Origin of the sequence: Nitrospira sp. CR1.1, assembly GCA_014055465.1 — a bacterium.
GTDB lineage: Bacteria > Nitrospirota > Nitrospiria > Nitrospirales > Nitrospiraceae > Nitrospira_A.
The window spans coordinates 180,374-194,611 of sequence record WIAF01000003.1 but is presented as its reverse complement, the minus strand read 5'-3'; the positions used below and the strand labels follow the sequence as shown (position 1 = coordinate 194,611).

The window sequence follows — 14,238 nt, the reverse complement described above, 5'->3', positions numbered from 1 at the left end:
CCGGCGGGTCGAAAGGGCGTCAGCAGAGAGGGGCGCGGCATGGCTGAAGGAGGGTTGGTCCGATCGGCAGGCGGCGTGGTCTTGCGGGAACAGGATGTCCTGCTGGTTCGAGTGTCCGACATCAAAGGTCGTCCGGTCTGGTCATTTCCGAAGGGGCGGCTCGATGCCGGTGAAACTCCGGCGCAGGCCGCATTGCGGGAAGTGCTTGAAGAGACGGGCTGGTGTTGCCGTATTGAGGCCGATCTCTCCACGACCGAATATTGGTTCCAACGAGAGGGCCGTCGATACCGCAAAACGGTTGTGTGGTTCAAAATGGAACCGCTCGAACTGACCGGTATCCCTGACGGAGAAGTAGAAGAGGTGCAATGGGTCGAGCGGATGGAAGCCTTACGGAGACTGACGTATGCCTCCGACGCGGCGTTGTTGTCGCAGGCCCTCGGACTGGATCCTCCTTCGCGAGAGCCATAGCGCCTGCTCTGTGTCACGTTGTGATGGATCGTCTGTTCCATTCGATGACGCGTCACGTCTTTCTGCGATCTACGCGCCTTGACAAGCCTGGCGCTCTTTACTAGACTCGCCTTCAGAGTGGTTCTGCGCCTCGCGTTGAAAGGCCAGAGTTCTCCGGTACGCGCCCTCCCTCACGACCCGGCATCTCCCGACACGTCAATCAGTGGCGCGTTGATCAGTCATCCCCCATCGTTCACCCGAGGGCCCGCCTGTGTATAGTCTGGCTCGCTTTTCCCTGTTGGAGATGACCGAGTGTTCGGCTGTCTTGCGTCAATTGGGCGAGCAGTCGAGTTCTTTGCAGGAGGCGGCGTCGAAGGCCGTACACTATCTCTTCAGCGCGCTCGGCGATCCGGAAACAGGACAACAGGATTGTGTCCTGGTCCGTTGTTTCAAAACCATTTCCTACAGCCGCTTGGATTCCGAACGTCAGCAGTTAGTCCGGGAGCAGCTCGGAGGGATCGCTCCGTTTCCCGACTTGAGGTGTTTCACACTCGTCGCCTCAACCGGCGCGGAGCCGGATTGGAATCGGGTCGATCGTTCTCACCGGTACCGAGTTATTCCGATGGTCAGCGCCGATTTCGTGAAACAGTTCCCGATGTTTTCACAACTCCTGCATCAGTTTGGCGTGTCCACGGAGTTCGCTGTGAGACCGGATGGTGAATGGCTGGTCGATTTGGAAGAGAAGACCTACAACGTATTTTATGTGCCCGATGCGAAGGGCAGTCCCTATGTGCCGGTGCAGGACGGGTTTGTCGGGAAGTACGGGGTCAAGTCAGTGTTGTGTTTCGGCGGGATCCTGCCGTCGCGCGATTTGTTCGCCGTGATATTGTTTTCCAGGACGCCGGTTCCGCGTGAGACCGCGGCGCTGTGCAAATCACTCGCCCTCAGCTTGAAAACTTCCCTCCTGGCATTTGATGAGGCCTCTTCCCCGGACAATGCTGTGATTCATCACGCTGGATCACTGTCTGAGCCGGCGACAAGTCTTCGGCATCAATCCCGCTTAGCCGTGGCGGAACAGTTGCTCCGCGTCTATGAGGATGCCGTCAGGACACAATCGGCGGGGATTGCGCAGGCGGAACGGGCGCTTAGGGATCGGGCTGAAGCGCTGGAACGGTCCGAGCAGGCCTTAACTGAGCAGACCAGAATCGTCAACTCCGTGTTGCGAAGCATGGGAGACGGAGTCGTCGTGACCGATGCGATGGGACGGCTGGTGATGGCCAATCCTGCCATCGAAAGTATTGTGGGTTTTTCTCCTGGACACATCCCGCCGATCGACTGGGTTGATCGGTACGAGTTTTTTCATGGCGACACGGCGACGCGATTCCAGCGCGAAGAGTGGCCGCTGGCGCGCGCGTTGAGAGGGGAAAAGGTCGATTGGCTGGAAGTCTACATGCGGGCTTCGCACGATGTTCCGGGGCGCTGGGTCAGTATTAATGCCAGACCGATCAGGGACGAGGCGGGACTGCTAAGCGGAACCGTGATGGTGTTTCATGATATCACCTGGCTCAAACGGGCGCAGGATGCGCTGTTTGAATCGGAATATCGATTCCGGAGTCTGGTGGAAGGGGCGCGGGATATCATCTTCACGCTCTCGGCCGACACGACCATGACCTCCCTCAACCAGGCCTTTGAAACGGTGACGAACTGGTCCCGTTCGCAATGGATCGGAGAACCGCTTGCGGCTCTGCTGCATCCTGACGATGCAGGCTTTTGTCAGGATGTCCTGCAGGCGATCCTTGAGCGCGGCACCCCGCTGACCTGTTCGATGCAAATCAGCACGAAACAAGGCGGGTATGTGACCGGAGAATTTGTCGGCACCCCGCAAATGCGCCAAGGGCGCGTGGTCGGCGTATTGGGGATCATCCGCGATGTGACCGAGCGCCGACGGATCGAAGATGCGCTTCGGATCAGCGAGGAGCGGTTGCGGTCGATCGTGCAATCGACCAAGGACGCCATTGTGCTCGTCAACGCCCTGATGAAGGTGGCTTTTTGGAACAAGGGCGCGGAGGCGACCTTCGGGTATTCGGCCGAAGACATTATCGGACAGCCTGTGACGATGATTATTCCGGAACAGTATCACGAGGAGCTGGAACGCAACGTTCAACGGGTCCGCGTGCTCGAACGTGTGCAATTCACGAGTAAAACTCTGGAACTCATCGGTCGCCGGAAACAAGGGGACGAGTTTCCCTTGGAGTTGAGCGTGACGTCCTGGAAGGGGAGATCGGACCTCTTTTTCACCATCATTATGCGGGACATCAGCGAGCGGCGGTCGGCGGAGGAACAACTGGATCGCCTGCATTATCACAATCAAGTGATTCTGAACTCTGCAGGAGAAGGCATCTACGGCGTCGATCGCGGGGGACGTTTGACGTTCGTGAATCCGGCGGCGGCCAACATGTTCGGGTGGGAGGCGGAGGCGATGATCGGCCGATCGATGCATCCCCTGGTCTTCCCTCCTGATCTGTGCGAACAACCGTTCGGAGAACTGCGTTGCCCGATTGCGGACACGATTCGGGACGGTGAAATCCGGGAGCAGGTGGACAGCGCATTCTGGCGCAAGGATGGGACGAGTTTTCCCGTGGAATATGTGAGTACGCCCATTTCGGAACGGGGTGACATTGCCGGCGCCGTCGTCGTGTTCAAAGATACGACGGATCGAAAGCGCGCCGAGGCGCAGTTGCAGGATTCCTTGCGCCGGCTGCGCAAACTTTCAGGACGGATGGAGGGGATTCGTGAAGAAGAGCGCGGGCGCATTGCGCGAGAGTTGCACGACGAACTGGGAGTCGGCTTGACCTGCCTGAAAATCGATCTGTCTCGATTGGGTGGTCTGTTGGGGGAGCGGCTGATTCCGCGCGACCGCGCCAAGGTGGATGACAAGATTCGCGGCATGAAGGAGCAGGTCGACAGCACCATCACGTCCGTGCAGCGGATCGTCGCGGAATTACGCCCGGGTGTGTTGGATGATCTGGGCCTGGTCGCGGCGATCGAATGGCAATGCCGTGATTTTCAGCGCCGTACCGGGATTCCGTGTCACTGTGCGGTCAGTCATGAGGATTTGCGGGTAGACCCGGAACAGGCCACTGCCGTGTTTCGCATTTGTCAGGAGGCGCTGACAAATGTCACCCGCCATGCCCAGGCCACGGAAGTCCATGTGCAGTTGGAAGACCAGGGTGTGGGATTGTTGCTGCAGGTCCGCGACAATGGACGAGGAATTCCCCAGGATCGGCTTGCTGACGCTCGATCGTTCGGTTTGCTGGGAATGCGGGAGCGCGCCGGGCTTCTCGGAGGAGATGTGCAGATTGACACGCTGGAAGATCACGGGACGACCATTACGTTGCAATTGCCTCGTTAAGGAAAGGGATAGGGCTTGATGGAGGAAACGATGCGAGATACAGCCACCGTGCGAATTCTAGTGGTCGATGACCATCCCTCCTTTCGGCGTGGGGTGAAGGACATCCTTGAAGAGGGGTTCGAAGGCGCCAGCATGGCCGAGTGTGGAAACGCCCAGGAGATGCTCGACCGGGTTCGCGAACAGGCTTATGATCTGGTGGTGATGGACATCAGCATGCCCGGACGGAGTGGCCCGGAGGTACTGAAGGAACTGAAGCAACTGGCGCCCACTCTGCCGGTCTTGATCTTGAGCATGCATCCTGAAGATCAGTATGCCATACGGATGTTCAAAGCCGGCGCGGCGGGGTATCTCACGAAGGCCAGTGCGCCGGAGGAGTTAGTCCATGCCGCGAAAAAAGTCATGGCGGGCGGGCAATATGTCAGCGCCTCCGTGGGTGAAGCGCTGGCGTTAACGGTGAGAACCGGGGTCGATAAGCTGCCGCATGAGCGATTGTCGGATCGGGAATATGAAGTGTTGTGCCTCATTGCTTCCGGGAAAACCGTCAGTGATATCGCTGAGAGTATTCATCTCAGTGTCACGACGATCAGTACGTATCGTGCGAGAATTCTAGACAAGATGAATTTGAAAAATAACGCCGAGCTGACCCGGTATGCCTTGCAACATGGCCTCGTCGTGTGATGGCCTTCAGAAGAGGAGAGTTGTCGAACTAACCATGACGTCTTCGCACTGTCTGATTGTGACACAAGAATCGCGTCCCAACCGATAGCCTCACTGACCCTCCGGGCCTATGCTCTCCGAGATGACAAGGGCCTGGATCTCCAATACGACGACATTGGTGGCCCTTTTTGACGCGGCGCAAGGCCACCCGGCGGCCGAGCGCTCAACTGTGGATCGCGGAACGGGATCGTTTCGTCAAGGCTGGTCGGATATCCTGCTCAGCCTAAGCCCGAGGGAAGCTGCAATGTTGCAGGATCTCACGTGGTGGGGACCGCAAATGAAGCAGCGGTTGGTTCAACTCGCAAACGTTCACACCGCAACCTGATTCGATCCATCTGTGGGGGGAGCTTATGGTGCGATCAACGGGCAACAAGGGTGCGCGCTCAGGAAAGCGGCCGACAGTGGCGGTGATTTACGAGGACGTCGCCAGCGGGTATCGATATGCCGACTGGTTCGCTCTGCATGGCTACCAAGCCACCATGACGTCTGCTGTCCCACAATTAGAGCATCATCTCAAGGAACTGCGTCCGGATGTAATTGTGGTCGGACTGTCATCATTCTCCACGCCCCTGCATATGGCGGTTCCCCATCTGAAACGAACCTGCCCGCAAGTGCCGATCATTGCCATGCTGGATCGGACCGTTCAGCAGGCGAATGGGGCATTCCCAGCGCTGGCGAAGCCCTTCGGCGCCGATGTGTTTATGTGCGACTCGCTGGACCCCCCGTCGCCGCTGTCGTAACAAGCCGTTAAGCCGGACGAGAGCCCGCACCCTTATCTTGCAGCGCGTGAGACGATGGTCTGCCTGACCGGCGCCTGTGGTCTTACCTGCCGAAAGGAGCCGAATCATGACGAAGCATAGTCTATTGATTGTCGGACCTGATGAGTCGACCGTTTCCGCAGCGCAGAAATTGATCGGGGAGGCATTCGAGGTGTCGACGGCAACGTGGACGACAGAAACGCTGTTGCCTATTCATGAACAGGCCCATCCGGTCATGCTCGTGGATATCGATGCACCATCCCGCCCGTCTGCTGAAGATGGATTGAATATCCTGCAAACGTTGCGTCAGACCGGATACCCCGGAAAAGTGATCGCGTACACGGGGCGACCGGAACGGAGTGTGGCGGTTCGTGCCGTGCAGTGCGGCGCCTGCGACGTCTTACTCAAGTCGCTGGATGCCATCCAGTTGCAACAGGGGATAGAGCGGGTCGCACGAATCGCCGATCTGGAGCAGGAGGCCAGGGGAACGACAGTGGTTGGCGGGCCGGAAGAATTCAGCGGCATGCTCGGCATGAGCGCCAGTATACACCGGATCTTTGACGCGATTCGTAAGGTGTCGACCAGCGATGCGCCGATCCTGATCACCGGCGAAAGCGGTACGGGCAAGGAAGTGACCGCGCGTGCCATTCATGCGCGAGGGTTGCGGAGACAGGGCCCGTTCATTCCGATCAACTGCGGGGCTATTCCGGAAAGCCTTTTGGAATCGGAGCTCTTCGGGTATGAACGTGGAGCGTTTACCGGCGCCGTCGGACAGAAAAATGGCAAGGTCGAGTCTGCTCAGGGTGGGACCTTGTTCCTTGATGAGGTCGGAGAACTCCCCAACGCGCTGCAGGTCAAGCTGCTGCGCGTTCTTCAGGATCACACGTTTGAGCGGGTTGGTGGGCATCAGGCGATTGAAATGAATGTCCGGATCATTGCCGCCACAAATGTGAATCTCAAGGAAGCCATCGAGAAGGGGACGTTTCGGGAGGACCTGTACTATCGACTGGGCGTTGTACACATCAATCTGCCTCCCTTGCGAGAACGGGGCGAGGACGTGTCGCTGATCGCCATGGCGCTTTTGCGCCAGGCGGCCGCGCACTACAATAAACATCTATACGGGTTTACCCGTGAGGCGCTGGAGGCGATGCAAGCCTATTCCTGGCCGGGTAATGTGCGGGAGTTATCCAACCGGATCGGTCGCGCCGTGGTCATGGCGGAAGGCACACATATCACCGCAGCAGATTTGGATATACCCTGCCAGGCGGCCCCGCAGGATGACGGCTCAATTTCTCTGAAGGTCAATCAGCAGCGGATTGAAACGGATTTGATCATGAAAGCGTTCACGCTCTCGCAGGGGAATTTAAGCCGAGCCGCCCAGGAGTTGGGCATTAGTCGCTCCACGCTCTACCGGCGGCTGCGCCAATATGGGATGGAACGATCCCTTGAGGCGCGCCGGTTTCCAGGACTCTCGCCGCGCGCGTCGATGACCGAGCATTGATCACCCTGCGGGAACTGCGTAGGAAGGAGATCGGGCGAGGAGAGCGGAGAAAACGATCGCGCAGTCGGCGCAGACCGCTCATGTATGTAAATTGATTGACCGCTTCTCGACTATTTGTTAAGAAGAACAGTCTGCCGGTCTGGTCCTTCCAAGGCATCGTCAGCCCATTTGCACCGGGTTTGTCCCATCGTGCAGTCGGCCTGAAGGGATACGAGGCCACCTCCGGTCTTCGGCGCGAACCACGACGACGCTGTCCGGGACGGGCCCGAGATACGTTCACATTATTCGCTGGGAGTAACCTGATGCCATCCGAGGTCCTGTCCTTGTCAAGTCGGCGGGATTTTTTGCGTACGGTGACAGTGGGCGCTGCGCTATTGGTCGCCCGCCTCGCTTTGCCCCCAGAGGCGCGAGCGTCGCGGTTTGCAGCCGGACGCATCAGTTTATACAATCTGCAGACCGAAGAACGCGTATCGGTCACGTATCGGACTGAGAGCGGCGCATACGATGAGGCGGCGCTTGACGAGCTCAATCATTTTCTGCGCTGCCACCATACGAATGAAACGACGACGATGGATGTGCATCTCATCGAATTCGTGAATCTCGTTCAGCAGCGGATCGGGGGGCGGCGGGACATCCATATCGTATCCGGATACCGTTCTCCGGAATATAACGAACAGCTCATCAGAATGGGCACTCGCGCAGCTCGCCACAGTTATCATGTTTCAGGGCAGGCGGTTGATGTGCAGATTCCCGGAGTACCGTTACGGACTGTTCGGGAAGTTGCCTTGCGACTTGGTTGCGGCGGCGTCGGATATTATCCGCGCGGGAAGTTTGTGCATCTTGATTCAGGGCCTTTCCGGCATTGGTAATGCTTCACGTTTCGACTCGCCTCTGTCCACCTTCCAGTACAGATGCTATGAATGGCTGACCGTGCCGCCTTCCTCAATAGGGATTCGAGCGGTGTTACCATTCCATGTGAGATGTTCGTCATGGATCAGGTCATGCGGGCAGGCAATCGAGTGAAGGGCAAGCCTTGTTCGTGAGCAGGATCCGCAGTTGCGAACAAGCGCGCCCTACGGACTGACAGTGAGAAGAGGCAATCTGCGGAGTGACGGGTGGGGCGGAACGATCGGCCCTGACGAGCGGTTATCCCACGAGGTCGGGATTCATTTTGGCCATGGATTGCACCGAGGTGGCCTTGATTTCGTTATAGACAATGGCGCGACCGGCCTGACGTAGCCGGCTGAAGATTCCTTCGACCACGACGTAGTCACCTTCTCGAACATCCGCCTTTCCCAGACCCACCACTTTCACCGTTCCCGCGGTATCCTGCAAAAGAAAGCCGAACGCCGGCTGCCCATCACGATTGGTGGCAAGCTGGAAGCTGCTCACACGTCCACTGACAGTAACGACTTGATGATTGTAGTGATCGGGATGGGCCAGAAGCTCCGTGACTTCCACGAGGCCTGCCGCAGAGAGCGAAGCGACCGGCATGGTGGAGAGGAAGAATATGAGCGTGCACAGCATCGGAACGAAGCCTCTCACCATCGATCGGGGAGAAACCCTGTCATGATTGTGCTGCATGATAGTTGGATTATACAAAATTCACTCCGTGCTGAGAAGTCGGTTACGAAAGAAATCCGACCAGGCCCGGGAAGCCGGTCGATGGTTCAGATCGATCGGCAGCTGCCGACAGCACGTCATCGCTGAAGATCGTTGTGTAACTCTCCGATGAAACTGGTCAGAACATGTTGTTGCATCTGTCCCATTTCTTCTGCCGCTGGTTGGGCTGCCTCGTTGGTGAGTTCAGGGGCATCCTTGGGGGTCGGCGCCGTGCGGGCCAGAAGTTCCTCCTCGAGGGCGTCCGGGCTGGAGTCAATTTCTGACAGAACGGCCAGCAGCCGCTGCAAACCGAAGACGGACCGAGTGTTTTCCGAGTGAACGGCATTAGAACTGGCGCCATGGACGAGTGACAACCAGAACTTTGCCTCCAGGTCTTCCCCGAGGGTACCCCAAGCGAATGTCCGGAGTTTCTCCACCAACGCTTCTTCGGTTCGCTCAAGCCCGTCATAGAGAGCAATGGATCGTTCAACCGGCCGTTCGCCAAGGACCGCGAGTGTTTCTTTCCAGAGATCGAGCGCTCCCGTGGTCGGGACCGCCTGGGCGGACGATGTTTGCAGGGTCGTTTGAATGGCGTGAAGATATTGATGGAGATGTTTCACCTTTCGGCCGGCCAGGCTCCCGGCAGGGATACCCCAAATATGGCCGATTTCGTGATCCTGCAAAGGAGCGGCATTGATCGATTTCCATTCCCGTTCCGAGACTTCGAGGCGCTTCCTGTACTTTTCAATCAAGCGGAGTTGCGCCTGGATCTCCAGGCCAAGCCTGGCTTCCTGATAGGCCTCGGCGGAAATATCATTTTCGTCCCATCGCCGATTCAATTGCCGAATCGCCGGCTTGGGGACTGCGGCGCGCGCGCCTTGTTTGATCGCCTCCACGGCTTCAGCAGTCAGCTTGTAACGGGTGCGGAGGAGGTCGGTTGCCGCCCGGGCCATTCCTTCAGCCAGGGCAATCATTCCTTTCATGGCTTCCATTTGCAGCCACAAACGCTCCCGCCGTAGCCGGACTCGCCGGCGATACTCATCCCGTCGATTGGTCACATCCCGCAACGCATCCTGTTTGACCATTTGGTGGATCGGTTTGGAACCGGCCACGCAGCGGGGGTCCGGTCGATCGGCTGCGATATGACTGATCTCCTCGGGCGTGATGTCGAAGTGCTGCAAGAGCAGCAGCTTGAGCATGATCCTGCCCTGGATCGGGGCTTGTTCGATGGTGGAGGCAATGAGTTCCGGGGTGAGCAACGCGGACATGGTGTGGCCTCTCGTGCGAGGTAAAAGGTTCGCTCAGGCCGTGCCCTGATGGCTGTTTTCAAGGTAGACCGCGACGTATTCTCGAATGTGTTGAATGCTGCCGCTGACAAACAATTCGCGAGGGATTTCGACCCGCACCAGTTTGGCTGGATCGACGCCGCGATCGATGGCGTATTCTTCGTCGATATACAGGGTCACTGAACCGTCAGGGTGGCGAATCGCATAGACCGCATTGTTTTCGGCCATAGGAGCTGCTCCGTCTGAGGATGTGGAACGATATTACTATTACAGGTAACACAGGCTCGAGCCGAGTGTCAAAATGCGACCTTCCGCTTCCGACGGGGACGGGTCAACGCTGAAATAGTCGTCGCCGCCAGAGGATGTAGCTGGTGAAGACCATGAGGGCGATCAGCAGGGTGTTCCGGATTCGACCGGGTCCGAAACAGGTCAAGTTGACGAGCGCGTTGGTGGTCCCGTATGCGGCATACACCAGATACACCAAAAGGGACCATTTTTTGACGCGCACGAAGCCGTAGCCGACCCAGGTATGGAGAAACGGTGAAAGGGCTTTGGTCACGAAACCGGCGGCTCCGTCCAATTTCGTGCAGAAAAATGGCAGCAGATAGTCGGGGTTCTTGGCGATGATGATCGCATCGTTGGCGGCGCTGACGAGAAATAGCAGGCCGAGAAACCGGATATCATGCCCTTCCGCCCATGCCTGGCGGCCGGTTCTGGCAAGATCGGAACCCGAAGCTGCCGGTCCAAGGGCGGCGTCGTAACTCTGCAGCGCCCACCAGGGAAGCGCCAGCAGCATGAAGAAAAAGACTTCCGCGGCCCGACCGGAGAGACGTCCAAGAGCGAAACTCAGCGCGATCAGGAAAATGGTCACGAGGCCATAGAGCATGGCGGCGTTGTGCCGCCCGCGAAGTAGCTGGCCCAACCCCGGCAGAAGGGCCGAGTACAAGGCCGCCCGGTGATCGGAAGCCGGGTAAGTCGGAGCATCAACTGACATGGATGTGAGGAGGGTGCGGTGTCTGGTGGCTCGCCGGGGGCAGAACGCACACGGCCTTCGATCATCTGATCGAAGGCCGTGCAAACTGTCCGAGCGTGTTAGTCGAGCTTAGCCGCCCAGTGTATCTAATGCTTCTTTCAGGCTCTTCCGGATGCAGGTGAAGATCGGGGTATCTCGCAACGTGTACCGGCTACCCTCGGTTTCCCGCAGCGCCATGACGAGATCCAGGAAATCTTCCGGCTTGTCGCTTTCAAAGGCCACGACCCATTCCTGGTCGTCGAGGCCAAACGAATAGGTCGTATTGAGTTTGACTGAAGGGAAGCGATGGCCGACTTCAATATGCTCGTCCATCATGCCCTGTCGCGCGGCCTTGGTGAGTAAGAACCATTCGCGAGTCTTCACGAACGGATACACGAAGATGTACTTCGCCTTACCAGGGACCACCGTCAAACGTTTGCTTTCCTGATTTTCGTGAGTGTGATTGTCCACGTAAATGGAGCGTTTGGTGATCGCGAGGTACGAATAGGGGTTGAGCAGATACTTGCCCAATCCGGACGCCAGGATCTTGGTGCTCATTTCCTGGAACAGTTCGAGTTCATAGCTGATGCGCCAGAGCATCAGGTCGCAGTCGCCGCGAATACCGACGGTCGTGTATGCAATGACGAGCACTTTGCCCTGGTATTCCTCTACGGCACGGAGAAACTCCTGTTTCCCGCGCGTGCGCTCATCTTCAGGAAGCCGACGCCAGGCCGGATCAAATTTATAGAAGGTGAAATTCACATACTGACGGCGGGGCGCTTGTTCGGGGCTGGACATGAGGAACCCTCCAGGCAACTTCTTGATAATGTAAAAGAATAAGAGTTAGCTCTTTAGCATTTCGTCTCCTAGGCTGTCAACCGATTGCGAGGTGTGCGAACTACGAATTGACACGTCCACATCGATCTGGTACTGGCTCCCTATCATGCGTAGCCTTCGACGATGGTCTGCCGGTTCCAGACTCCTGCAATTCCTCTTCGCCGTCGCAAGTATGAGCGTTCCTGTGGCGTCATTCGCCATCGAAGTGCAGCCGACTCCCGAACAAATCCAGGTCACGGTTGAACGGGGGAAGGCCGCCGCCGCGCAGGGTGTTTCTCCGGATCAACTGCATACGTGGTTCGGCGCGAAAGAAGATCTGGCTCCCCGCGGGTTCATCATGACCAAGTTGGGAAGTCTGCTCGTGATGGCCAATCACCTGTCGCTGCGGGCCCTGGCTCCCTCCGAGCAGGACATCGCTCAGGTGCTGGCGAACGGCAATCTCCTGGTGAACGTCGTGTTGTTCGGTGAGCGCGTGGACTTTGCCGCCGACAGTTACGTCGTGCTGGAGCAGGCCGGGCGGACCGTCAAACCATCCTCGGTCCGGTTTGACGCGCGAGGCGATCGGACGACCCTCTGGCCTCAACAGCCCGCGTATCGCGCGAAAGTCATTGCCCAATTCCCCTACGCAGATCTTGATCCGCACACGAAGACGACCCTGACCGTGTTTCCCTCCGGCGGCGGGCAAGTCAGCTTCGAACTGGATTTCGCCCATATCGAATAATGTGATCCTCCCGTCAACACCGTTTCCGAGCAACAAGGTTAACCTTGCATGAACAAGTCGAAAGCCTGGACGGCTGAAACGATCGCCATCGGCTCCGAGCTCCTGCTCGGCGGCCGGATGGACACGAATTCCCTGTTTATCGCCGATCGCCTGGCGACATGCGGGGTGGAGCTTCGATACAAGACGATCGTCGGTGATGAGTTGTCCGATATCGTGAGGGTACTCAAGACGGCGGTCCGACGCGCCCGCGTGGTGATCATCACGGGCGGGTTGGGCCCGACGATCGATGACCTGACCCGCGAGGCGGTGGCGGAGGCCTTCGGCCACCGGTTGGTCCGGCGAAAAGCCGCGCTGGACGAGATGACGGCTCGATTGGCTCAGTGGGGCAGGACCCCGACGAAGGCGCAGTTGCGACAGGCGATGATTCCTGCAGGCGGGGAATTTCTGACCAATCCGGTCGGGACGGCGCCGGGGTTCGTCTTGATCTGGAAAGATGCGTTCTTTGCGGCCTTGCCCGGAGTGCCGCGTGAGATGGAACCGATGATCCATGATGGGCTCCTGCCGCGTCTGCAGACCTGGCTGGGCAGGCACAAGGAGATACCGGCCACGCCCGTGATTCGTCGGGTACTCCACACATCAGGCGTGCCGGAGTCGATTGTGGATCAGAAGCTTGAGGGGCTGCTGCCCCCAGGCAGTCCAGTCCAACTCGGGATCTATGCTTCTCAAACGGAAGTGATGGTCTCACTGACAGGTCCGGCAGGGGCAGAGGGTGCTGTTGCGCTTGAGCGGCTGTTTGATGAAGCCAACAGCAGGCTCGGCGACATGGTGTACGGTCAAGAAGCGGATACGATGGAATCAGTGGTTGGCCGGTTACTGACCGCCCGGCGCATGACCCTGGCCTTGGCCGAATCCTGCACCGGCGGATTGATCGGCCATCGGTTAACCCAGGTACCTGGGTCCTCATCCTACGTGGATCGGGGTATCGTCTGTTACAGCAACCGCGCGAAGGTCGAGTTGTTGGGAGTGTCTGAGGATCTCCTCGATCGGCACGGCGCGGTCAGTGCCGAAGTGGCGGCAGCCATGGCGCGGGGCATTCGTGAGCGCAGCGGTGTCTCGGTCGGATTGAGCGTGACCGGCATTGCCGGACCAGGGGGAGCCACTGCGGCGAAGCCGGTGGGATTGGTTTATGTGGGGCTCGACGGCGGACCGGACGATGCCCAGACGAAACAATTCCGCTTTCATGGCGGCGACCGGAGCGTCATCAAGCAGCGCTCCTCGCAGGCCGCGTTGGATCTGTTGCGCCGTTGGTTGATCAAGAAAGGTGGCGGATGATCAGGGCGTTTCTGGCCGTCGAATTGCCGCCCGATCTTCGCGCGGCCTTGTCGGCGGTTCAGCAGGATCTCAAACGACGGCTGGAACGGACGGTCGACCGGCAGGCGCGCATCAGCTGGGTGCAACCGGCCTCCATGCATCTGACCGTGAAGTTTCTCGGTGACACGCCGGAGGATTTGCTCGAGTCGCTCCATGCGACGCTTGCGCAGGTGGTCGCCAATCATCGAATGCTCCAGGTTCCCTTTTCGCGACTGGGGACGTTTCCTCGACCGCTGCAGCCGAGGATTCTCTGGGCTGGGCCGCTGGAAAGTTGGGAACAGGGAAGCGAGAGCGACCGGCTGCAGGCCTTGTATCAGGGGGTGGAGGACGTGTGCCGGACGGCCGGGTTGGCGGCGGAGGTTCGGCCGTTTAGCCCGCATCTGACGCTGGCACGAATTAAGGAGGGGGAGCGGCAGGTCGGACAGGGACTGGCTCAAAGCGGGCTGTTGGATCAACCGGTGGCGTTCGGTGTTCTGCCGATCAAGACGCTGGTCATGATGAGAAGCGAATTGCGGCCGGCCGGCTCCATCTACACGAAGCTGTGGGAGTGCCCATTGAGTTCACGCTCCTAAAC

Annotated in this window: 14 protein-coding genes; 9 read left to right on the top strand and 5 right to left on the bottom strand. The window is 58.5% G+C overall.

Annotation, left to right across the window (positions count from 1 at the left end):
* Window positions 1-39: 39 nt before the first annotated feature.
* From GDA65_07660 to GDA65_07635, 6 genes are all read left to right on the top strand, one after another.
* Window positions 40-468, top strand: a complete 429-nt coding sequence (locus tag GDA65_07660) for an NUDIX domain-containing protein (protein MBA5862569.1) — start codon at window positions 40-42, stop codon at window positions 466-468.
* A gap of 250 nt (window positions 469-718) precedes the next feature.
* Window positions 719-3,859 carry a PAS domain S-box protein gene (locus GDA65_07655; GenBank protein MBA5862568.1) on the top strand — a complete coding sequence of 1,047 codons (3,141 nt, stop codon included), beginning with the start codon at window positions 719-721 and terminating at the stop codon, window positions 3,857-3,859.
* A gap of 30 nt (window positions 3,860-3,889) precedes the next feature.
* Window positions 3,890-4,537 (top strand): response regulator, encoded by a 648-nt coding sequence (locus GDA65_07650; GenBank protein MBA5862567.1) that lies wholly within the window; start codon window positions 3,890-3,892, stop codon window positions 4,535-4,537.
* A 389-nt stretch (window positions 4,538-4,926) separates the two neighbouring features.
* Window positions 4,927-5,316, top strand: a complete 390-nt coding sequence (locus GDA65_07645; protein ID MBA5862566.1) for a hypothetical protein — start codon at window positions 4,927-4,929, stop codon at window positions 5,314-5,316.
* A gap of 106 nt (window positions 5,317-5,422) precedes the next feature.
* Complete coding sequence (locus tag GDA65_07640; GenBank protein MBA5862565.1) at window positions 5,423-6,835, top strand: response regulator; 1,413 nt, start codon at window positions 5,423-5,425, stop codon at window positions 6,833-6,835.
* Window positions 6,836-7,137: 302 nt separating this feature from the next.
* Window positions 7,138-7,704, top strand: coding sequence for a DUF882 domain-containing protein (locus GDA65_07635; protein ID MBA5862564.1), 567 nt, complete (start codon window positions 7,138-7,140; stop codon window positions 7,702-7,704).
* A gap of 277 nt (window positions 7,705-7,981) precedes the next feature.
* On the opposite strand, the gene GDA65_07630 is transcribed toward GDA65_07635, so the two are convergent.
* The 5 genes from GDA65_07630 to GDA65_07610 all read right to left on the bottom strand — a co-directional run bounded on the left by GDA65_07630 (window position 7,982) and on the right by GDA65_07610 (window position 11,533).
* Window positions 7,982-8,362, bottom strand: a complete 381-nt coding sequence (locus tag GDA65_07630) for a hypothetical protein (GenBank protein MBA5862563.1) — start codon at window positions 8,360-8,362, stop codon at window positions 7,982-7,984.
* A gap of 173 nt (window positions 8,363-8,535) precedes the next feature.
* Entirely contained in the window at window positions 8,536-9,705 is a 1,170-nt protein-coding gene (locus GDA65_07625; GenBank protein MBA5862562.1) for a hypothetical protein, read from the bottom strand.
* Window positions 9,706-9,738: 33 nt separating this feature from the next.
* Window positions 9,739-9,951: a hypothetical protein gene (locus GDA65_07620; GenBank protein ID MBA5862561.1), complete on the bottom strand. Its 213-nt coding sequence runs from the start codon at window positions 9,949-9,951 to the stop codon at window positions 9,739-9,741.
* A 103-nt stretch (window positions 9,952-10,054) separates the two neighbouring features.
* The gene (locus GDA65_07615; protein ID MBA5862560.1) at window positions 10,055-10,717 is read right to left on the bottom strand and encodes a hypothetical protein; all 663 of its coding nucleotides are present in this window, start codon (window positions 10,715-10,717) and stop codon (window positions 10,055-10,057) included.
* A gap of 108 nt (window positions 10,718-10,825) precedes the next feature.
* Window positions 10,826-11,533, bottom strand: a complete 708-nt coding sequence (locus GDA65_07610) for a chlorite dismutase (GenBank protein ID MBA5862559.1) — start codon at window positions 11,531-11,533, stop codon at window positions 10,826-10,828.
* A 223-nt stretch (window positions 11,534-11,756) separates the two neighbouring features.
* Between GDA65_07610 and GDA65_07605 the strand changes: the two genes are divergently transcribed.
* The 3 genes from GDA65_07605 to thpR are packed head-to-tail and all read left to right on the top strand — an operon-like array spanning window position 11,757 to window position 14,236.
* Complete coding sequence (locus tag GDA65_07605) at window positions 11,757-12,293, top strand: hypothetical protein (protein MBA5862558.1); 537 nt, start codon at window positions 11,757-11,759, stop codon at window positions 12,291-12,293.
* Window positions 12,294-12,341: 48 nt separating this feature from the next.
* Window positions 12,342-13,625 carry a competence/damage-inducible protein A gene (locus GDA65_07600; protein ID MBA5862557.1) on the top strand — a complete coding sequence of 428 codons (1,284 nt, stop codon included), beginning with the start codon at window positions 12,342-12,344 and terminating at the stop codon, window positions 13,623-13,625.
* A complete protein-coding gene (thpR, locus tag GDA65_07595) occupies window positions 13,622-14,236 on the top strand; it encodes an RNA 2',3'-cyclic phosphodiesterase (GenBank protein ID MBA5862556.1) in 615 nt (204 codons plus the stop codon). Before GDA65_07600 ends, thpR begins: the two co-directional genes overlap by 4 nt.
* Window positions 14,237-14,238 lie beyond the last annotated feature (2 nt).